The sequence below is a fragment of the Enterobacter sp. DC1 genome, from assembly GCF_000568075.1.
GTDB lineage: Bacteria > Pseudomonadota > Gammaproteobacteria > Enterobacterales > Enterobacteriaceae > Enterobacter > Enterobacter asburiae.
Window position 1 is genome coordinate 897956 of record NZ_AZUA01000001.1, and the last position, 19409, is coordinate 917364.

General features: G+C 53.1%; 20 protein-coding genes. 11 read left to right on the forward strand and 9 right to left on the reverse strand.

Annotated features, from left to right (window positions below):
- Nucleotides 1-7 precede the first annotated feature (7 nt).
- Entirely contained in the window at nt 8-262 is a 255-nt protein-coding gene (locus P346_RS17145; RefSeq protein WP_023311246.1) for a putative hemolysin, read from the reverse strand.
- A 309-nt stretch (nt 263-571) separates the two neighbouring features.
- Between P346_RS17145 and P346_RS17140 the strand changes: the two genes are divergently transcribed.
- A complete protein-coding gene (locus tag P346_RS17140) occupies nt 572-1600 on the forward strand; it encodes a sensor domain-containing diguanylate cyclase (RefSeq protein ID WP_032658325.1) in 1029 nt (342 codons plus the stop codon).
- Between the two features lie 45 nt (nt 1601-1645).
- A complete protein-coding gene (locus P346_RS23125; protein ID WP_032657950.1) occupies nt 1646-1744 on the forward strand; it encodes a YoaK family small membrane protein in 99 nt (32 codons plus the stop codon).
- Nucleotides 1745-1874: 130 nt separating this feature from the next.
- On the opposite strand, the gene P346_RS17135 is transcribed toward P346_RS23125, so the two are convergent.
- From P346_RS17135 to P346_RS17125, 3 genes are all read right to left on the reverse strand, one after another.
- Complete coding sequence (locus P346_RS17135; RefSeq protein WP_008500746.1) at nt 1875-2123, reverse strand: GlsB/YeaQ/YmgE family stress response membrane protein; 249 nt, start codon at nt 2121-2123, stop codon at nt 1875-1877.
- 284 nt (nt 2124-2407) lie between these two features.
- Entirely contained in the window at nt 2408-3892 is a 1485-nt protein-coding gene (locus P346_RS17130; RefSeq protein ID WP_407044824.1) for a sensor domain-containing diguanylate cyclase, read from the reverse strand.
- Nucleotides 3893-4005: 113 nt separating this feature from the next.
- Nucleotides 4006-5526 carry an EAL domain-containing protein gene (locus P346_RS17125; protein ID WP_084492144.1) on the reverse strand — a complete coding sequence of 507 codons (1521 nt, stop codon included), beginning with the start codon at nt 5524-5526 and terminating at the stop codon, nt 4006-4008.
- A 235-nt stretch (nt 5527-5761) separates the two neighbouring features.
- Here P346_RS17125 and P346_RS17120 point away from each other — a divergent pair, with 235 nt between their 5' ends.
- Nucleotides 5762-7261: an EAL domain-containing protein gene (locus tag P346_RS17120; RefSeq protein ID WP_032657953.1), complete on the forward strand. Its 1500-nt coding sequence runs from the start codon at nt 5762-5764 to the stop codon at nt 7259-7261.
- A gap of 290 nt (nt 7262-7551) precedes the next feature.
- Here P346_RS17120 and P346_RS17115 read toward each other — a convergent pair whose 3' ends face one another.
- From P346_RS17115 to icd, 3 genes are all read right to left on the reverse strand, one after another.
- Nucleotides 7552-7797 (reverse strand): YmjA family protein, encoded by a 246-nt coding sequence (locus tag P346_RS17115; RefSeq protein WP_032657954.1) that lies wholly within the window; start codon nt 7795-7797, stop codon nt 7552-7554.
- A 74-nt stretch (nt 7798-7871) separates the two neighbouring features.
- The gene (locus P346_RS17110) at nt 7872-8219 is read right to left on the reverse strand and encodes a DUF1304 domain-containing protein (RefSeq protein WP_032657956.1); all 348 of its coding nucleotides are present in this window, start codon (nt 8217-8219) and stop codon (nt 7872-7874) included.
- A gap of 77 nt (nt 8220-8296) precedes the next feature.
- Nucleotides 8297-9547 carry an NADP-dependent isocitrate dehydrogenase gene (gene icd, locus P346_RS17105; RefSeq protein WP_032657958.1) on the reverse strand — a complete coding sequence of 417 codons (1251 nt, stop codon included), beginning with the start codon at nt 9545-9547 and terminating at the stop codon, nt 8297-8299.
- A gap of 117 nt (nt 9548-9664) precedes the next feature.
- On the opposite strand from icd, the gene rluE reads away from it, so the two are divergent.
- The 8 genes from rluE to P346_RS17065 all read left to right on the forward strand — a co-directional run bounded on the left by rluE (nt 9665) and on the right by P346_RS17065 (nt 17473).
- A complete protein-coding gene (gene rluE, locus P346_RS17100; protein WP_032657960.1) occupies nt 9665-10318 on the forward strand; it encodes a 23S rRNA pseudouridine(2457) synthase RluE in 654 nt (217 codons plus the stop codon).
- Between the two features lie 9 nt (nt 10319-10327).
- Nucleotides 10328-10801 (forward strand): NUDIX hydrolase, encoded by a 474-nt coding sequence (locus P346_RS17095; protein WP_032657961.1) that lies wholly within the window; start codon nt 10328-10330, stop codon nt 10799-10801.
- A 40-nt stretch (nt 10802-10841) separates the two neighbouring features.
- Entirely contained in the window at nt 10842-11954 is a 1113-nt protein-coding gene (gene mnmA / locus P346_RS17090) for a tRNA 2-thiouridine(34) synthase MnmA (protein WP_032657963.1), read from the forward strand.
- A gap of 26 nt (nt 11955-11980) precedes the next feature.
- The gene (gene hflD, locus P346_RS17085) at nt 11981-12610 is read left to right on the forward strand and encodes a high frequency lysogenization protein HflD (RefSeq protein WP_032657965.1); all 630 of its coding nucleotides are present in this window, start codon (nt 11981-11983) and stop codon (nt 12608-12610) included.
- A 19-nt stretch (nt 12611-12629) separates the two neighbouring features.
- Nucleotides 12630-14000 (forward strand): adenylosuccinate lyase, encoded by a 1371-nt coding sequence (purB, locus tag P346_RS17080; RefSeq protein ID WP_008500757.1) that lies wholly within the window; start codon nt 12630-12632, stop codon nt 13998-14000.
- A gap of 123 nt (nt 14001-14123) precedes the next feature.
- On the forward strand, nt 14124-14795 hold the full coding sequence (gene phoP, locus P346_RS17075; RefSeq protein ID WP_028019015.1) for a two-component system response regulator PhoP: 672 nt from the start codon (nt 14124-14126) through the stop codon (nt 14793-14795).
- On the forward strand, nt 14796-16259 hold the full coding sequence (gene phoQ / locus P346_RS17070) for a two-component system sensor histidine kinase PhoQ (RefSeq protein WP_029739851.1): 1464 nt from the start codon (nt 14796-14798) through the stop codon (nt 16257-16259).
- A 92-nt stretch (nt 16260-16351) separates the two neighbouring features.
- A complete protein-coding gene (locus P346_RS17065) occupies nt 16352-17473 on the forward strand; it encodes a ribosomal protein uL16 3-hydroxylase (protein ID WP_023311180.1) in 1122 nt (373 codons plus the stop codon).
- 89 nt (nt 17474-17562) lie between these two features.
- On the opposite strand, the gene P346_RS17060 is transcribed toward P346_RS17065, so the two are convergent.
- Together P346_RS17060 and pepT are read right to left on the reverse strand one after the other, a co-directional pair.
- Nucleotides 17563-18054, reverse strand: a complete 492-nt coding sequence (locus P346_RS17060) for an REP-associated tyrosine transposase (RefSeq protein ID WP_032657967.1) — start codon at nt 18052-18054, stop codon at nt 17563-17565.
- Nucleotides 18055-18150: 96 nt separating this feature from the next.
- Entirely contained in the window at nt 18151-19374 is a 1224-nt protein-coding gene (gene pepT, locus P346_RS17055; RefSeq protein WP_032657969.1) for a peptidase T, read from the reverse strand.
- Nucleotides 19375-19409: the final 35 nt, after the last annotated feature.

Here is a 19409-nt window from a genome sequence, read left to right on the forward strand (position 1 = left end):
ACGTCTGTCACCTGGTGGGTTGCGGACGATCGCGACGGTAGAGCGTCCATTCATCAATCACTTCGCCCCCCGGGAGTTTGCACTCCGTGCGTACGCCCTGCGGGCTTTGAACCGGGATCTGTTCCCCGCCTTTCTCCAGGCAGTACACGGAGGCCGGGTTCGCCATACCGATAGCGTGCGGCGGTTTCGGCGCATCGGGTGGGGTTGTTTTCGCGGTGCAGGCTGCCAGGGGAAGCGCCAGCGCCAGAAGAAGAAATCTCATCTCATTGATCCTTGTGACATCATGACAGTCTAAGGGTAACGGGTCATCGCCGCTTTCTCCATGATTTCTCCATTTTAACTGCACTTTTCAACACTATAGTGTTGCATGTTCTCGATATGACCAGAGAACATCATTCCGTAATCAAGATGTCTTTGCCCCGGTCTCAACAACGGGGCTTTTTTTCTCTGCTGCTGCCCTCTCCCTGCATATATTAAATTTTTTATATTCATGTTTTACTATGCCTGAAGTCTAAAAACTCAGCATAACATGCAGATGCAGACGTCTTCTGCCTGGGAGTCATTCTACGTCATGTCGGATATTATCCTTGCCCGTGTTTCAGAAACCCTCGCCACTGAACAATCCCTTGAAGGTCTCGTTCGTCAGCTGCTGGAGATGCTGGAGATCGTGACTGACATGGAGTCGACTTACCTCACCAAGGTAGATATCGAAGCCCGACTGCAGCATATCCTCTACGCCCGCAACAGCAAGCAGATGACAATCCCTGAGGGGCTGAGCGTCCCGTGGGATGAAACACTGTGCAAGCGCGCGCTGGATAGCGACACCGTATTCAGCAACGACGTTCCCGAACGCTGGCCGGAGTGCGAGGCGGCGAAAGCGCTCGGCATTACGACCTACATGAGTATTCCTGTCCATCTTGCGGATGGTTCACTCTACGGAACGCTCTGTGCCACCAGCACGGCCAGAAAGCCGCTTAGCGAGCGCGGTGAACAGGTTCTGAAGTTATTCGCCGGGCTGATTGCCCAGTCCATTCAGAAAGAGTCGCTGGTAACCCAGCTTCGCGAAGCCAATGCGGCCCTCATCGCGCACTCTTACACGGATGCCCTTACCGGTTTACCCAACCGTCGCGCCATTTTTGAAGATCTGACCACGCTGTTTTCGCTGGCGCGCCACCTTAAACGTAACACCGTCATCGCGTTCATCGATCTGGATGATTTCAAGCTGATTAACGATCGCTACGGCCACGAGGCCGGCGACCAGTTCCTGATTGAAGTGGGCAAGCGTTTGACGGAAGAAAAGCAGCAGGACGATATCATTGGTCGGTTGGGCGGCGATGAGTTTCTCGTGGCATCGTTGAGCACATCCCACAGCGAAGGAGATAACGCGCAGGTCACCCTGCTCAAAACGCGTCTCAGCGCCTGTATTGCCGGTGAATACTGGCTGGGTAGCGTCAACCTCATTTACCCCGGGGCCAGCGTCGGCGTTATTGAAGTGGACCCCCGGGTAACCGATCCGGACAGCGCATTACGCGACGCGGATGTCGCGATGTATCAGGATAAGAAAGGAAAAAGCAAAACACGCTTTCTCACTATGGATTAACCCCGTACACTCTACGGCGTTATAGAAACCGAAACAGGTGATGGTATGAGAATAGGGATCCTCTTCCCGGTCGTTATTTTTATAACGGCGGTGATTTTTTTTTCGTGGTTTTTTGTCGGTGGTTACGCGGCTCCGGGGGCATAAATGAGAAAAACGACCCTCGTTATGCTGATCGTTGCCCTCGCGGCGTTTGCCGGCACGCAGCTTGGCTGGTGGTAAACGCCACTACGTAAAAAGGCCGCCATCTGGCAGCCTTTTTTAACGCTTGTAAGCCTTAGCTTTTGATTTTTCTGTAGATAAACAGAACAACCAGCGCACCGATCACCGCGACGGCGAAGCTGCCGAAGTTAAAGCCATCGACTTTGCCAAAACCGAACAGCGTACTGATCCAGCCGCCGACTACCGCGCCGACAATACCCAGTATTACGGTGACGATAAACCCACCGCCATCTTTGCCCGGCATGATCCACTTCGCCAGAATACCCGCAATAAGCCCAAAGATAATCCAGGATAAAATTCCCATAACTTTCCTCTCTGTATGGTTTTTGTCATTAAATCAACGACACAAAAAAGAATAGCACAGGATTTCAGAAAGGAAATTTGTGATAGGCATCACAATGAGAGAGTGCGCAATTAATCATCAACAAAAAGGGCCAGCCGCATAAACTGTGGGGTTGCATCTTTTGTTGAGAAAGATTATCTTTCTCAACACTGAATGGTTGAGCGAAACACTCAGGTATTCAGTACGACATTGCTCACATTGCTTCCAGTATTTCTTGCCCACTTTTAAGTGGGCTTTTTTTCTGTTCATACCCCAACAAACGCGTACCGGTTACGTCCTGCGCGTTTTGCCTGATAGAGCGCCTGGTCAGCGGCAATAATGATATTCTGCTGGCTGCCCGCGATGTCGACCGCTCGCGCGTTAGAAATTCCGACGCTTACCGTCACCCGCCCGAAGGGGCTAAAAGCATGCGCGATTTGCAGGGAAAACACGTTGCGTATAATCGTCTGCGCCAGTCGAAGCGCCTCCTGGATATCCGTATCAGGTAATATCAGCGCAAACTCCTCTCCGCCGTATCGCGCCACAATCTGATTATCGCGGGTAAGACTCTCCCTGAGACTATTTCCCAGCAGCGCCAGACACCGGTCCCCTTCCGGATGGCCGTAGTTATCGTTGTATTTTTTGAAGTAGTCCACGTCCACAATCAGTATCGAAATCGCTGCGTCATGTGCGGCACAAGCCGCGATTTCAGAGAGGATTTTTTCATCAAAAATGCGGCGGTTGTACAGCCCGGTCAACGCATCCTCGGAAGCGATAATCTTCAGCGCCTTATTATCTCTGGTTTTTCTGGATAAGTCGGAATACAGGAAGTATGACGCGACGATGAGTATCGCAGTGAAAACGAAAATGAGTAACGCCAGCTGAATGGCCTGCTTGCGCCACGGTGCGAGGGCTTCATCAATGCTGACGGCCACGGTGGTCACCAGCCCGTAGCGTCGGTTTTTCTCATAGGCGTAAATGCGTTCGATTTTATCAAACCGCGAAACGGAACTGGCTATCCCGGTATTTTGTACCTTTAGGTATTTCCTGAAGAGGGGTGAATCAGAAAAAATCGTGCCGACGTAGGTATTTTTAAAAGGGTGACGGACCAGCAGCACGCCGGATTGTGTCGTTAAGCCAATGACGCCCGAGCGACCAATATTAATCTGTCCGTAGAGCGCGAGAAAATTTTCGATACCCAGCGTCACCACCACGACACCGTTAAATGCCCCGGTGTGCGTTTCAAGACGACGACTAATGGTAATGACCCATTTGCCATTGGTTCTGCTTACCACGGGCTCACCAATAAAAATCTGCTGATTTTTATTTTCCTTGTGATAGATAAAAAATGACCTGTCCGATCCTTTGCGTGGGCCTGTAAAAGTTTCGTGCAACGCGGTAAAGATATCGCCCTGAGCGTCGTAAACAACCACATTATTAATCTGGGTAAGAAGATTATCCTGATTATTTATCATCCGCTGAATATTGGTCGCCTGTTGCGACGTCATGCCATAAATTTCGATTATGTCGGAAACGGTAGTAATTAACATTTCGCTTTGGCGCATGATCCCCTCGGTGTAGACATCAAGGGTATGGCTCAGGTTAGCAACGCTGGTATTAATTTGCTGAATTGACTGCTGTCTGGACGTGGCAATTTGGACGGCAAGCGACAGCGAGATGATCAATGAGACAATGATGACGGTAATGGTTGTTGTGTAAAAAGTATTTTTCACATGCACGAGCTTTTCCACCTTATCACGCCTGACATCCCTGGCTGACAACTCTTGTCACTGTAACAAAGCTCGGGATAAGAGGAAAATGAATTGCACTTAAGCATACAGCAGAAGCTCGTCTTTATTTCGTTTTACAAACTAACGGTCTCCCTGGGTTTAGATAAAATGACTTTAATAAAATCGATATAGGAGACGGGCTTACCAAAATAATATCCCTGTAACAGGGTTATCTCATTACGGTTGAGATACTCCAGCTGCTCTTTTGTTTCTACGCCTTCAGCTACAATGCGCAAAGAGAGTTTTTTCGCCAGGTCAATGACGCAGTCCAGCAGGATCGTTGAGTCCTTTTCCTCTGAAACCCGGTTCACAAAGCTTTTATCAATTTTAATATAATCAATGGCCAGCGCATTAAGGCATGACAACCCGGAATAACCCGTACCAAAATCATCCAGGGCAATGACAAAGCCGGCATTATGCAGCATATTGAGGTTTTCCACGAGGTGAGGATTATCGATCAGCGGCTCACGCTCGGTCACCTCGAGAACCAGTTTGACCTCTTTACCCTGAAACCCCTTCCCGAAGACGCGGCAGTCACCGATAAATGAAGGCGCATTAATATGCCTTGCGCTGATGTTCACCCCGATATGAAACCCGTCCGGTAGCTTAGGCAAAAGCGGCTTAAGCTGGGTCACCACTTTCGCCATCAACCCTTTGGTCAGCGGTATAATCAACCCGCTACGTTCGGCAATCGGAATAAAGACATCCGGTGGGATAAAGCCTGACTTTGGATGTTTCCATCTTGCCAGGACCTCAACGCCGTATAACCCGCCGGTATCGCCGTTCACGATCGGCTGGTAATAAGGCACGATCTCCCCCTGCAAAATGGCCTTGCGTAAGTCGTCTTCAAATGAGGTGCTTTTCCCCTTGTATCGGCGGATCAAAATGCCCACCGCCACCGACAGCGCGAGAATAAGCAGTATCAGGCTCCATCCCTGTTGCACTAGCCGCGTCAGGCTAAAAAAGGCAGGAGGTTGCCAGGCCAGGCTAAAGGGAAATTGCGTTGATGCCGTAAGCGACCCCGTCCAGGAGGCCGCTTTCCAGCCGGTCACATCGCCGTTGCGAACAAGCATGCTTTCGCCGACGACCAGCCCCAAATCCACGCTGTTCGATGCGCTTGCAATGACGTCCTGCAAATGCGCGTCACTGATGCTGACGATGACGCGTCCTCCCGCGATGGGCATCTGGAAGATAAGCACCGGAATGCCGTTCACCAGTCGACTGCCGGGTAACAGCATCAATTTTTCGGCAGGTAACGTCTCAGGATGAATAATCAACACGCCATTCCCGGGAAGGGAAGTACAGATGATTTTACCCTGCTGCTGAATCATGATGGCACGCAGATGCGGTTTTAGCGCTGCCTCTGTCCCCAGCGCCAGCTGTCCGCTACTGGTGCATCCTTCGGCCGCAACGCGCTTCGCCGTGCTGGCCGCACTGACGGCTTCAGCCAGAATGTTTTCTATTTTTTGGGTGCTGGCCGTGGCGGTATGACTATTACTCAGCTTCGCCATCTGCCATAGCTGCCAGTTAATAATCAAAATGCCGCTCAGAAAAAGAAACAGAGCGCTAAGAATAGGGATCATCACGTTGCGCACGATGTTTTCCTTAATAGAAAAAACAAGCATGGATGTTCTGGGAGAAGAGCCTGTACTAACCCGGTATTGCTTATAACAATGAAAATAGCTTAGCTGAGAATTGTCTTAAAAAACTGATGCTTTCGTATGAGTTCACCTGCCCGAATTTACTCACATGACGTGACTATCAGGCTTGTGCCTTGCCCTGGCTGTGTTAAGATTTGTGAAATCAGGGAGCGGACAGGATAACCGGGAAATGAAAAAGCTCATTGCCGTTGCGATCGTTTCAACGCTTCTGGTCTTCCTGTCTCTTTATGCGGTCAATGCTGTAATCATCGGTCAGCAGAAGAGTAAACAGCTTGAAATATCCCGTACCCTATTACGTTATTCAGAAGACGTGTCCCAAAGCGTGGCGCTGGGTCTCAAAAGCATCACGGCGCAGGGATGTGATAAAACCAGCCTCGATCGCTACAGACAAATTAAGCTTAATAATCTTTATTTTGCCGATATCGGCTTTATTGAGAAGGGAAAAATTGTCTGTACCGCTTTTTGGGGGAAACTCGCGACGCCCGTTGCGCTTCCTGCAGAACTGCATAAAACGCCGAGGGGCTTTCTCCTGGCCCAGTTTTCGAGAAAAGACTTTTTCACGGGCAATGCGGCAATTTATAATAATATTATTATCTTCACCTCCCGCTATGCTTACGATAAATTCACCCCGGTTACCGCAAGCTATTCGCTCAGTGCTACCACCAAAGACTTCGGCAGAGTCTTTTTTTCGGCCGCCACGGAGCTAAATCAGCAGAGCTGGCTGCATTCGACGTTGTTTACCCTGACTCTGACACAGTGCAGCGCCTTCTGGGACCTGTGCGTCATCGTGAAGCATCACGACGCCGGGCTGGCCTCGTTACCTCCGTTTATCTTTGCGTTTCTCGCGGTCATTCTCTGTTTTATCTGGATTGCGATAACGTTATTTATCTTCCGTATCTATGAAGACCGTTTTTCTCTGGAACGTACGCTGATAAAAGCCGTCATCACGAATACCATCAGCGTTAACTATCAGCCCATTATTCGCATTCGCGATCAAAAAGTCGTGGGCGTCGAAGTTCTGTCGAGGTGGCGAGATCAAAAGCACGGGGACGTCTCTCCGGAGCTGTTTATCCCATTAATTAAGAAGATCGGCCTGTATAAAAAATATTACAGTAATATTATCGAAAAATCCCTTTCCGAAATTGCCCCTCTGGCGATAAAACACCAGCTGATAGTCTCAATAAACGTTGGGCACAAGGAAATTGAAGATGGACAGTTCATTACTATTTTGCGTCGTGCGTGTTTTGCCAATAACCTTCCCCTTTCCCTGATGAAGGTCGAACTCTCAGAGAAAGCCGTTTCCACGGCAGATATCCTCGAGGGATTCTGTCAGGAGCTGAAATCGCTCGGCGTTAAAATATCAATAGATGATTTTGGCGTGCAAAACTCGAACCTCGCCCGCCTGTCGCTGCTTGAATATGATGAAATCAAAATCGATAAGTCGCTGGTGGACGGCATCAGCGAACATTATAAGCAAAACATCTTTGTAATCTTCAGCGATGCCCTTGCAAGATTGAATAAAACGCTTGTTTTCGAGGGCGTGGAAAATGAAATTCAATATCGCTTTATTGCAGGCAGATATCCCGATGCGCTGATTCAGGGATGGTATTTTTCAAAAGCACTCACCCGGAGCGAGCTGGCGAAGCGACTCACCGGGGTCGCACCGTAACCCGAAGCCTTGCGCGTCCGTTTTTTTCCAGTCGGGCATTTCCATTTTTTACGCAAAAACATATAGTCGTCACATTCAGACGGTAGATTACCCTGAAGCTCACTCATATTTTGGTTAAAAACGTGAAATTATCCTTACTATTACCAGTAGTACTCTTTTGTCTGACCGTTATTTTCGCGCTGTTTATCGACGCCCCCGCGTCGCATATTCTGCGGAAAAAATGTATGTGGTCCGATAGCGTGATGCTGAGCTGTATCGCAAAGCATCAGCATAACGGCTTTTGAAGCAGACTATTCATTTCCCCACTGATTAAGGAAGTTCGCAATATCATCAATGCGGCCCGCACGGATCCCAGCCTCAGCGGCCATCTCCTGCTGGGCTTCCTCGCTAATCTCCTCATTATTCGATAAACGGGTGAGCAGCAGCTGGAAATAATGCGCCAGCGCGTCGCGCTCTGACTCAGCGACCGGGTCTGCGGCTTCCGTCGCATACTCATCGGCAATGTCATAATATTTCAGTGGGATATCGTTGTTCATAACTGTCTCGTCGCTAACCTGTAAAGGTAAAGCCATCAGTATATCGGACGCCTTATCTCAACCAAAGCATTGCTTCAGATGAGTAACGCAAGCAGCGCTGCGAGAGCGGGCGCGGCCTGTACATACAAAATTTTTCGGCTGGCGGTGGCTGCGCCAAAGAGCCCTGCGACCAATACGCAGGCCAGGAAGAAGATGGCCACCTGAATCCCCTTTTCGCCGAGCCAGAGGCTCCAGAGCAGACCGGCCGCCAGAAAACCGTTATACAGCCCCTGGTTTGCGGCCAGCACGCGGGTGTCGCGCGCAAAATCGGGACGCAGATTAAAGGCCTTGTGCCCTGTTTTGGTATTCCACAGGAACATTTCCAGCACAAGAATGTAGAGATGGATGAGTGCAACGACAGCGATAAGGACGGTGGCTAACATCGTGTTGTCTCCCGCAGGCAGAGGCAAAAAAAACGGGAACCCTCAGGCCCCCGCTCTTGTTTAACCCAGAATCTGGATTACATGTTCGCGATAATCGCGTCGCCAAACTCTGAGCATTTCAGCAGCTTAGCGCCTTCCATCAGACGTTCGAAATCGTAAGTTACGGTTTTCGCGTTGATCGCGCCTTCCATACCTTTAACGATCAGGTCTGCGGCTTCGAACCATTCCATATGACGCAGCATCATCTCTGCGGACAGGATGATCGAGCCTGGGTTCACTTTGTCCTGACCTGCGTATTTTGGTGCAGTACCGTGGGTCGCTTCGAACAGGGCGCACTCGTCACCGATGTTCGCGCCTGGGGCGATACCGATACCGCCAACCTGTGCTGCCAGAGCGTCAGAGATGTAGTCACCGTTCAGGTTCATACAGGCAATCACGTCGTATTCTGCAGGACGCAGCAGGATCTGCTGCAGGAACGCATCGGCGATCACATCTTTAATGATGATCTCTTTGCCGGTGTTCGGGTTCTTGATCTTCTGCCATGGGCCACCGTCGATCAGCTCACCGCCGAACTCTTCTTTCGCCAACTGGTAGCCCCAGTCTTTGAACGCGCCTTCGGTGAACTTCATGATGTTGCCTTTGTGAACCAGGGTCACAGAGTCACGGTCGTTGGTGATCGCGTATTCGATGGCCGCACGCACCAGACGTTTAGTACCGTCTTCAGAGCACGGCTTAATGCCGATACCGCAATGCTCAGGGAAGCGAATTTTCTTCACGCCCATCTCTTCGCGCAGGAATTTAATCACTTTTTCTGCGTCAGCAGAGTCCGCTTTCCATTCGATACCCGCGTAGATGTCTTCTGAGTTTTCGCGGAAGATAACCATATCGGTCAGTTCAGGGTGCTTAACCGGGCTTGGGGTGCCCTGATAGTAACGAACCGGACGCAGACACACGTACAGGTCCAGCTCCTGGCGCAGTGCCACGTTCAGAGAACGGATACCGCCGCCAACTGGCGTCGTCAGTGGGCCTTTAATAGCAACACGGTAGTCGCGGATCAGGTCCAGCGTTTCTGCTGGCAGCCAGACGTCCTGGCCATAAACTTGAGTAGATTTCTCACCGGTGTAAATTTCCATCCAGGAAATTTTACGCTCGCCTTTGTAGGCTTTCTCAACAGCGGCATCAACCACTTTCAGCATCGCCGGGGTAACGTCTACACCGATACCGTCACCTTCGATGAACGGGATAATCGGATTGTGAGGAACGTTAATCTTGCCGTTTTGCAGGGTGATCTTTTTACCTTCCGCCGGAACAACTACTTTGCTTTCCATTAACCTCTCCTTCGAGCGCTTCTGGTTGTTACTGATCTTATGTTAATAAATTGTAATGAGCCCTTCGATAGTACCTGATTGTCCTGCGCCATGAAAGGTCTTCGTTATTAGGCTATAATGCGGCAATTGATAACGCCTGAAAATACCATGAAGAAAACTTCTTTTACAAAACACCGGGTTGAGCGATTCAGCTCGCGACAAGCCGCCAGAAGACCGCAGGAAACCCAGCCGAAGCGGGTTATTTTGTTCAATAAACCCTACGATGTTTTGCCGCAGTTTACCGATGAAGCCGGGCGCAGCACGCTGAAGGACTATATTCCCGTTCAGGGCGTCTACGCAGCCGGGCGTCTGGACCGCGACAGCGAAGGACTTCTGGTCTTAACCAACGACGGCGCTTTACAGGCGAAGCTCACGCAGCCCGGAAAACGCACCGGTAAAATTTACTTCGTACAGGTGGAAGGCGAGCCGGATGACGCGACGCTGGCAGCGTTACGCAGCGGCGTGACGTTGAACGACGGCCCAACCCTGCCCGCAGGTATTGAACGCGTAAATGAACCGGAGTGGCTGTGGCCGCGCAACCCGCCGATTCGCGAACGCAAATCCATTCCGACGAGCTGGCTCAAAGTTACCCTTTATGAAGGCCGCAACCGCCAGGTTCGCCGCATGACCGCGCACGTCGGCTTCCCTACCCTGCGTCTGATTCGCTACGCCATGGGCAGCTACACCCTGGAAACGCTGGCAAACGGCGAATGGCGCGACGTTACCCCTTAAGGAGTCACTATGTTTAAACCTCATGTCACGGTTGCCTGCGTGGTCCACGCCCGGGGAAAATTCCTTGTAGTCGAAGAGAGCATTAACGGCAAAGCGCTGTGGAACCAGCCTGCCGGACACCTTGAAGCCAATGAAACCCTGCTGCAGGCAGCGAAACGCGAGCTGTGGGAAGAGACCGGCATCCACGCTGAACCCCAGCACTTCATCCGTATGCACCAGTGGATCGCGCCGGATCACACCCCGTTTCTGCGCTTTTTATTCGCCGTTGAGCTTAGCGAAACGTGCGCCACAGAGCCGCAGGATGACGATATCGACCGCTGTCTGTGGGTCACTGCCGACGAGATCCTGAACGCGCCAAACCTGCGCTCGCCGCTGGTTGCGGAAAGCATTCGCTGCTGGCAGTCAGGCGAACGCCTGCCGCTGGATGTTATCGGCGCATTTAACTGGCCGTTTACAGAGGGTGTCAATGGTGGGGGGGCGTGATAGAATACGCCGCCTTGAAGTTCAATGTCGTGAGTATTCCATGTCAGATAACAGCCAGAAAAAAGTGATCGTCGGCATGTCCGGCGGTGTCGATTCCTCCGTTTCCGCCTACCTGTTGCAGCAACAGGGCTATAAGGTGGAGGGTCTGTTCATGAAGAACTGGGAGGAAGATGATGGCGAGGAATACTGCACCGCCGCTGCGGATCTCGCCGACGCGCAGGCCGTATGCGATAAGCTCGGCATTGAGCTGCACACCGTCAACTTTGCCGCAGAATACTGGGACAACGTTTTTGAACTCTTCCTCGAAGAGTACAAAGCGGGCCGTACGCCGAACCCGGATATTCTGTGCAACAAAGAGATCAAATTTAAGGCCTTCCTGGAATTCGCCGCGGAAGATTTGGGCGCAGACTATATTGCGACCGGTCACTACGTGCGTCGCGCAGACGTGAATGGCAAAAGCCAGCTGCTGCGCGGCCTGGACGGCAACAAAGATCAAAGCTACTTCCTCTATACGCTGAGCCACGAGCAAATCGCCCAGAGCCTGTTCCCGGTCGGGGAGCTGGAAAAGCCGCAGGTGCGTAAAATCGCCGAAGAGCTGGACCTGATCACCGCGAAGAAAAAAGACTCTACCGGCATCTGCTTCATCGGCGAGCGCAAATTCCGCGATTTCCTGGGACGTTACCTGCCTGCACAGCCGGGTAAAATTGTCACCGTCGACGGGGAAGAGATTGGCCAGCATCAGGGGCTGATGTACCACACGCTCGGCCAGCGTAAAGGGCTGGGTATCGGCGGGACCAAAGAAGGCAGTGAAGATCCATGGTATGTTGTCGACAAAGACGTCGAAAACAATATTCTGGTTGTTGCCCAGGGTCACGATCATCCGCGTCTGATGTCCGTTGGCCTTATTGCACAGCAGCTGCACTGGGTCGATCGTGAACCGCTGAAAGGCACGCTGCGCTGCACGGTGAAAACACGCTACCGTCAGACCGATATTCCTTGCACCATTACCGCGCTCGATGACGATCGCATTGACGTGCGTTTCGACGAGCCGGTCGCCGCCGTCACCCCGGGTCAGTCTGCTGTCTTCTACAGCGGCGAAATCTGTCTGGGCGGCGGGATCATTGAACAGCGCCTGCCGCTGCCTGCTGTTTAATACGATTCACACATAAAGGAGACCGTGTGGCGAAGAACTACTATGACATCACTCTGGCGCTGGCGGGAATTTGCCAGTCAGCCCGTCTGGTGCAACAGCTGGCGCATCAGGGTCATTGCGATGCAGATGCCCTGCACGTTTCGCTGAACAGCGTTATCGATCTCAACCCCGGCTCGACACTGGGCGTGTTCGGCGGGAGTGAAACCAATCTTCGTCTCGGTCTTGAAACCCTGCTCGGCGTGCTTAACGCCAGCAGCCGTCAGGGATTAAACGCGGAGCTGACCCGCTACACGTTAAGCCTGATGGTGCTGGAGCGTAAGCTGAGCGCCGCAAAAGGCGCAATGAATACGCTGGGCGATCGCATTGCCGGGCTGCAGCGTCAGCTCGATCATTTTGACCTGCAGTCGGAAACGCTGCTGAGCGCCATGGCCGGCATTTATGTTGACGTCATCAGCCCGCTGGGCCCGCGTATTCAGGTCACCGGATCCCCTGCCGTGCTGCAAAGTCCGCAGGTACAGGCAAAAGTGCGCGCGTCCCTGCTGGCAGGGATCCGCGCCGCCGTGCTGTGGCACCAGGTGGGCGGTGGCCGCCTGCAGTTAATGTTTTCTCGTAATCGCCTGACCACTCAGGCAAAACAAATTCTTGCTCATTGTTAACCTCCCGGAGTTGCGAATTATGGAATTATCCTCACTGACCGCCGTATCCCCTGTCGATGGACGCTACGGCGATAAAGTCAGCGCGCTGCGCGGGATCTTCAGCGAATATGGTTTGCTGAAGTTCCGTGTTCAGGTTGAAGTACGCTGGCTGCAAAAGCTGGCCGCCCAGGCAGCAATCAAGGAAGTTCCTGCTTTTGACGAAAAGGCAAACGATTACCTTGATAAAATCGTTGCTGAGTTTAGCGAACAAGACGCCGCGCGCATTAAAACCATTGAACGCACCACCAACCACGACGTGAAAGCGGTTGAGTACTTCCTGAAAGAGAAAGTGGAAAGCGTCCCTGCGCTGCACGCCGTGTCTGAGTTCATTCACTTCGCCTGTACATCTGAAGACATCAACAACCTCTCTCACGCGCTGATGCTCTCCACCGCGCGCAAAGAGGTGGTGCTGCCTTACTGGCGTAAAATCATCGACGCGGTAAAAGCGCTGTCCGTGGAATACCGCGACATTCCGCTGCTCTCCCGTACCCACGGCCAGCCAGCCACCCCATCCACGATGGGTAAAGAGATGGCGAACGTCGCGTACCGCATGGAGCGCCAGTACCGTCAGCTGGAGCAGGTTGAGATCCTCGGCAAAATCAACGGTGCGGTCGGTAACTATAACGCCCACATCGCCGCTTATCCGGAAGTTGACTGGCACCAGTTCAGCGAAGAGTTCGTGACCTCTCTGGGCATTCAGTGGAACCCGTACACTACCCAGATTGAGCCGCACGACTATATCGCCGAACTGTTTGACTGCATCGCGCGCTTCAACACCATCCTGATCGACTTCGATCGCGACGTGTGGGGCTACATCGCCCTGAACCACTTCAAGCAGAAAACGATCGCCGGTGAAATCGGCTCTTCCACCATGCCGCACAAAGTAAACCCAATCGACTTCGAAAACTCCGAAGGCAATCTGGGCCTGGCGAACGCCGTGCTGCAGCATATGGCGAGCAAACTGCCGGTATCCCGCTGGCAGCGCGACCTGACCGACTCCACCGTACTGCGTAACCTGGGCGTGGGCATTGGCTACGCGCTGATCGCGTACCAGTCCACCCTGAAAGGCGTGAGCAAACTGGAAGTGAACCGTGACCGTCTGCTGGACGAGCTGGATCACAACTGGGAAGTACTGGCGGAGCCAATCCAGACCGTGATGCGCCGTTACGGTATCGAAAAACCGTACGAGAAGCTGAAAGAGCTGACCCGCGGAAAACGCGTTGACGCCGAAGGCATGAAGCAGTTTATCGACGGTCTGGCGCTGCCGGAAGAAGAGAAAACGCGCCTGAAGGCGATGACCCCGGCGAACTACATTGGCCGCGCCATCACCATGGTCGACGAGCTGAAGTAACGCCCCTCTCCCCCTTTTCGCCCGAAAAGGGGGATGCTTTTCCCCGGTTTACTCAATGTTTATCCCCACAACAACATAATCAGCGTTAAACTATTCATACCAATTATTTAGGGAGAAGAGATGATGCGCGTACTGGTTGTTGAGGATAACGCATTGCTACGCCATCACCTGAAGGTTCAGCTTCAGGAGATGGGACATCAGGTGGACGATGCTGAAGATGCAAAAGAAGCCGATTATTATCTCAATGAACACCTGCCGGATATCGCCATTGTCGATTTAGGGTTGCCTGACGAAGACGGTCTGTCGTTAATTCGCCGCTGGCGCAGCCACGATGTCTCCCTGCCGGTTCTGGTTCTGACCGCCCGTGAAGGCTGGCAGGATAAGGTTGAAGTGCTCAGCGCGGGTGCAGACGATTACGTCACCAAGCCGTTTCATATTGAAGAGGTGGCGGCGCGCATGCAGGCGCTGTTACGCCGCAACAGCGGGCTGGCTTCACAGGTTATTTCCATCCCGCCATTCCAGGTCGATCTCTCCCGCCGGGAATTAGCGATCAATGATGAAGTGATTAAGCTCACCGCCTTCGAATACACCATCATGGAAACGCTGATCCGTAACAATGGCAAAGTGGTGAGCAAAGATTCCTTAATGCTCCAGCTTTATCCTGATGCTGAACTGCGCGAGAGCCATACCATTGACGTGCTGATGGGACGTTTGCGTAAGAAAATTCAGGCGCAGTATCCGCAGGATGTGATTACCACCGTCCGTGGCCAGGGCTACCTGTTCGAATTACGCTAAATGAGACGGATTTTGCGCCACATTCTGCCCCTCTCGCTGCGGGTTCGTTTCTTACTGGCAACAGCCGCCGTCGTGCTGGTGCTGTCGCTCTCCTACGGCATGGTCGCCCTGGTGGGCTACAGCGTCAGCTTTGATAAAACCACCTTTCGGCTGTTGCGCGGCGAAAGCAATCTGTTTTATACCCTGGCGAAGTGGGAAAACAACCGAATCACCGTCGAAATGCCGGAAAACCTCAACCAGCAGAGCCCAACGCTGGCCCTGATTTATAACGAAAAAGGGAAATTGCTGTGGGCGCAGCGAGACATCCCCTGGCTGGTTAAAAGCATTCGTCCGGACTGGCTCAAAACCAACGGGTTTCATGAAATTGAAGCCGATCTCAACACCACCAGCTCGCTGATCCGTGAAGATCGCTCCCTGCAGCAAAAGCTAAACGAGATCCGCGCCGACAACGCCGAAACGGAGATGACGCACTCCGTCGCGATTAACCTCTATCCGGCGACGCTGAACATGCCGCAGCTGACCATCGTGGTGATCGACACCATTCCGGTCGAGCTGAAGCGTTCTTATATGGTCTGGAGCTGGTTCATCTACGTTCTGGCTGCGAATCTCCTGCTGGTGATCCCGCTGCTGTGGGTAGCGGCGTGGTGGAGCTTGCGCCCCATTGAGTCCCTGGCGAAAGAGGTTCGTGAGCTGGAAGAACATCATCGCGAGAAGCTCAACCCGGAAACGACCCGTGAGCTCACCAGCCTGGTGCGTAACCTCAACCGCCTGCTGAAAAGTGAACGCGAACGCTACGATAAATACCGTACCACCCTTACCGACCTGACCCACAGCCTGAAAACTCCGCTGGCCGTGATGCAAAGTACCCTGCGTTCAATGCGCAGTTCGAAGCTAAGCGTCGATGATGCCGAGCCGGTGATGCTGGAACAGATCAGCCGTATTTCACAGCAAATTGGCTATTACCTGCATCGCGCCAGCATGCGTTCAGGCAGCGCGCTGCTGAGCCGCGAGCTGCACCCGGTAGCCCCGCTTCTGGATAACCTCACCTCCGCCCTCAATAAGGTGTATCAGCGCAAAGGGGTGAATATCAGCCTCGATATCTCGCCTGAAATAAGCTTTGTGGGTGAAAAAAATGATTTCATGGAAGTGATGGGCAACCTGCTGGATAACGCCTGCAAATACTGTCTGGAGTTCGTGGAAGTGTCTGCGCGTCAGACGGAAACCGAACTGCATATTATCGTTGAGGACGATGGCCCGGGGATCCCGCGCAATAAGCGTGACGTGGTGTTCGATCGCGGTCAGCGCGCCGATACGCTGCGTCCCGGTCAGGGCGTAGGATTGGCCGTCGCGCGCGAGATTGTCGACCAGTACGACGGGAAAATAGAAACCAGTGAAAGCCTGCTGGGCGGCGCCAGAATGGAGGTTATTTTTGGCCGCCAGCAGCCCACATTGAACGATAGTTAACCCGTTATGTGAAAAATGCGAGGAACTCGCAGCCGGGGGGCTGAGCTTCCGTTATAATCCGAGTCAGTAAGAGCCTGCGGAATAAAAAAATTATGGATTATCACTTAACGCTTAACTGGCCCGAGTTTATTGAACGTTACTGGCAAAAACGCCCGGTGGTTCTGAAACGCGGATTCAGCAATTTTGTCGACCCTATCTCGCCTGACGAGCTGGCAGGTCTGGCCATGGAAAACGAAGTCGACAGCCGTCTGGTCAGCCACCAGGACGGGAAATGGCAGGTTAGCCACGGTCCTTTCGAAAGCTACGATCACCTCGGTGAAAACAACTGGTCGCTGCTGGTGCAGGCGGTCAACCACTGGCACGAGCCCACTGCCGCATTAATGCGCCCGTTCCGCGCCCTGCCCGACTGGCGCATGGACGATCTGATGATCTCCTTCTCCGTGCCGGGCGGCGGCGTAGGTCCACATCTTGACCAGTACGACGTGTTCATCATTCAGGGTACGGGCCGCCGCCGCTGGCGCGTGGGCGAAAAAGTGCCGATGAAGCAGCACTGCCCGCATCCGGACCTGCTTCAGGTTGACCCGTTTGAAGGGATTATCGACGAAGAGCTGGAGCCGGGCGATATTCTCTACATTCCGCCGGGATTCCCTCACGAGGGCTACTCCCTGGAAAACTCACTCAACTACTCCGTGGGGTTCCGCGCGCCGAGCGGCCGCGAGATGATCAGCGGATTTGCCGACTACGTCCTGCAGCGCGAGCTGGGCAGCTATCGTTACAGCGACCCTGATGTGCCTGCGCGCGAGCATCCGGCGGATATTCTGCCAGAAGAACTCGATAAGCTGCGCGGCATGATGCTGGATTTGATCAACGAGCCGGAGCACTTCAAACAGTGGTTTGGTGAGTTTATCAGCCAGTCTCGTCACGAGCTGGACGTTGCGCCGCCGGAGCCGCCGTATCAGGCTGACGAGATTTATGATGCGCTTCAGCAGGGCGACAAGCTGACGCGTTTGGGCGGGTTGCGCGTGCTGCGCATTGGTGAAGAGGTGTTCGTCAACGGCGAGAAGCTGGACTCTCCGCACCGTCCGGCGCTGGAAGCCATTGCCAGCCATCTGGTGCTGACTGCCGACACCTTTGGCGATGCGCTGGAAGATCCTTCCTTCCTCGCGATGCTCGCCGCGCTGGTCAACAGCGGGTACTGGTTCTTTGAGGACTGAGTCGCTGTAATGCCCGGTGGCGCTTCGCTTACCGGGCCTACGTTCACGGGTTTTGTAGGCCGGGTAAGGCGTAGCCGCCACCCGGCTTTTTACTTCCGCTCTCCCGCTGCAAAATCCTCGATCTCTCCCGCCCAATCCACCGGATACAACCCTTCCCGTACATCGCGATGAAACGTTGAATACGGCCAGTCGCTGACCTTACTGACATAGCCATGTTTCACCGGATTAATGTAGACGTAATCCACATGCCGCCGGTAGTCCTCTTCGTTACGGACGGTGTGCTCCCAGAAGCGTGGCTGCCAGATATGGCGCATTTCAATGTTGCGGCTAAATGTCTTTTTGATGTCGCGCCAGCGTGCCGAAAAGTCACTGTCGCCTTCCGGTAAGGTCCAGATACAGTGCATATGTTCAGGAAGGATTACCCATGCGTTGATAGTAAATGGCTTTGCATGTTTAACCGTTGAGGTCGCAGCACGCAGGCTGTCGATATGACGGGTAAGCAAATCGCTCTGGCGGTTTTGCAGATTGACGGTGAAGAACCAGGTTCCACCTGGGACGTAGTGGCGACGATAGTTTGACATGGGCATTCCTTGCCTTAATGCCGGGTGGCGGCTTCGCCTTACCCGGCCTACATTCCGATCGTAGGCCCGGTAAGCGAAGCGCCACCGGGCTTTTTCTTAGCGTTTAGCGGTCAACTCCGCTATCCGCACTATCACCTTCACCGCTTTTTCCATCCCTTCCAGCGTCACAAACTCATGCTTGCCATGATAGTTGTAGCCACCGGTAAACAGGTTCGGGCACGGCAGCCCCATAAACGACAGCTGAGAACCGTCGGTGCCGCCGCGAATCGGCTTCAGCTGCGGTTCAATATCGCAGTCGCGCATCGCCTGCTGGGCGATATCAAGAATATGCGGATGCGCCATCACCTTCTCGCGCATGTTGTAATAGCTGTCTTCAATGATCAGCTCAATATAGCAATCAGGGTGTAATCCTTTACCGACCTTCTTAGCGATCTCCATCATCTTACGCTTGCGCGCCTCAAAGGCTTTGCGGTCGAAATCGCGGATGATGTAGTGCATCTGCGCGCTGTCCACGGTGCCTTTGATGCTGGTCAGGTGATAGAAACCTTCATACCCTTCGGTCTGTTCAGGGCTCTCTTCCGCTGGGACTTCTGCATGAATTCGTGACGCCAGCGACAGCGCGTTCACCATGACGCCTTTCGCCGAGCCGGGGTGAACGTTGTTGCCGACAATTTTGATGGTGACGGACGCGGCATTGAAGTTTTCATACTCCAGTTCACCGACGCCGCCGCCGTCGACGGTATAGGCCCACTGCGCGTTAAAGGCTTCCACGTCGAAATGTTTTGCGCCCTTTCCCACCTCTTCATCCGGCGTAAAGGCCACGCGGATATCACCGTGCGGGATATTTTTCTCTTTCAGCACCGCCAGCGCGGTCATGATCTCCGCGATACCCGCCTTGTCATCCGCCCCCAACAGCGTTTTACCGTCGGTGGTGATCAGCGTCTGGCCCAGCAGCTGGTGCAGCACGGGGAACATCACCGGCGAGAGCACCTCGTCGCCAATGCCCAGCGCAATATCGCCGCCGCGGTAGTTTTCCACAATCTGCGGGTTCACATGTTTACCGCTAAAATCCGGAGAGGTGTCGACATGGGAGATAAAGCCAATTGCCGGAATATCACCCTCGACATTCGCCGGCAGCGTTGCCATCACAGTGCCTTTTTCGCTTAACGTGACGTTGACCAGCCCCATGGCGTCAAGCTGCTCTTTAAGCAGGTTTAATAACTTCCACTGGCCTTCGGTGCTGGGCACCTGACGAACACCCGGTTTAGATTGGGTATCCAGCGAAACGTACTGTAAAAAACGCTCAAGTAATTTATCCATGCAGTCACCCTCACTTTTTGTGACAACATTATCAA

Excerpts from the sequence above, each read along its gene's own strand:
- P346_RS17145 (WP_023311246.1), bottom strand. The coding sequence starts at position 262 with ATGAGATTTCTTCTTCTGGCGCTGGCGCTTCCCCTGGCAGCCTGCACC.
- P346_RS17140 (WP_032658325.1), top strand. The coding sequence starts at position 572 with ATGTCGGATATTATCCTTGCCCGTGTTTCAGAAACCCTCGCCACTGAA.
- P346_RS23125 (WP_032657950.1), top strand. The coding sequence starts at position 1,646 with ATGAGAATAGGGATCCTCTTCCCGGTCGTTATTTTTATAACGGCGGTG.
- P346_RS17135 (WP_008500746.1), bottom strand. The coding sequence starts at position 2,123 with ATGGGAATTTTATCCTGGATTATCTTTGGGCTTATTGCGGGTATTCTG.
- P346_RS17120 (WP_032657953.1), top strand. The coding sequence starts at position 5,762 with ATGAAAAAGCTCATTGCCGTTGCGATCGTTTCAACGCTTCTGGTCTTC.
- P346_RS17115 (WP_032657954.1), bottom strand. The coding sequence starts at position 7,797 with ATGAACAACGATATCCCACTGAAATATTATGACATTGCCGATGAGTAT.
- P346_RS17110 (WP_032657956.1), bottom strand. The coding sequence starts at position 8,219 with ATGTTAGCCACCGTCCTTATCGCTGTCGTTGCACTCATCCATCTCTAC.
- icd (WP_032657958.1), bottom strand. The coding sequence starts at position 9,547 with ATGGAAAGCAAAGTAGTTGTTCCGGCGGAAGGTAAAAAGATCACCCTG.
- rluE (WP_032657960.1), top strand. The coding sequence starts at position 9,665 with ATGCGGCAATTGATAACGCCTGAAAATACCATGAAGAAAACTTCTTTT.
- P346_RS17095 (WP_032657961.1), top strand. The coding sequence starts at position 10,328 with ATGTTTAAACCTCATGTCACGGTTGCCTGCGTGGTCCACGCCCGGGGA.
- mnmA (WP_032657963.1), top strand. The coding sequence starts at position 10,842 with ATGTCAGATAACAGCCAGAAAAAAGTGATCGTCGGCATGTCCGGCGGT.
- purB (WP_008500757.1), top strand. The coding sequence starts at position 12,630 with ATGGAATTATCCTCACTGACCGCCGTATCCCCTGTCGATGGACGCTAC.
- phoP (WP_028019015.1), top strand. The coding sequence starts at position 14,124 with ATGCGCGTACTGGTTGTTGAGGATAACGCATTGCTACGCCATCACCTG.
- phoQ (WP_029739851.1), top strand. The coding sequence starts at position 14,796 with ATGAGACGGATTTTGCGCCACATTCTGCCCCTCTCGCTGCGGGTTCGT.
- P346_RS17065 (WP_023311180.1), top strand. The coding sequence starts at position 16,352 with ATGGATTATCACTTAACGCTTAACTGGCCCGAGTTTATTGAACGTTAC.
- P346_RS17060 (WP_032657967.1), bottom strand. The coding sequence starts at position 18,054 with ATGTCAAACTATCGTCGCCACTACGTCCCAGGTGGAACCTGGTTCTTC.
- pepT (WP_032657969.1), bottom strand. The coding sequence starts at position 19,374 with ATGGATAAATTACTTGAGCGTTTTTTACAGTACGTTTCGCTGGATACC.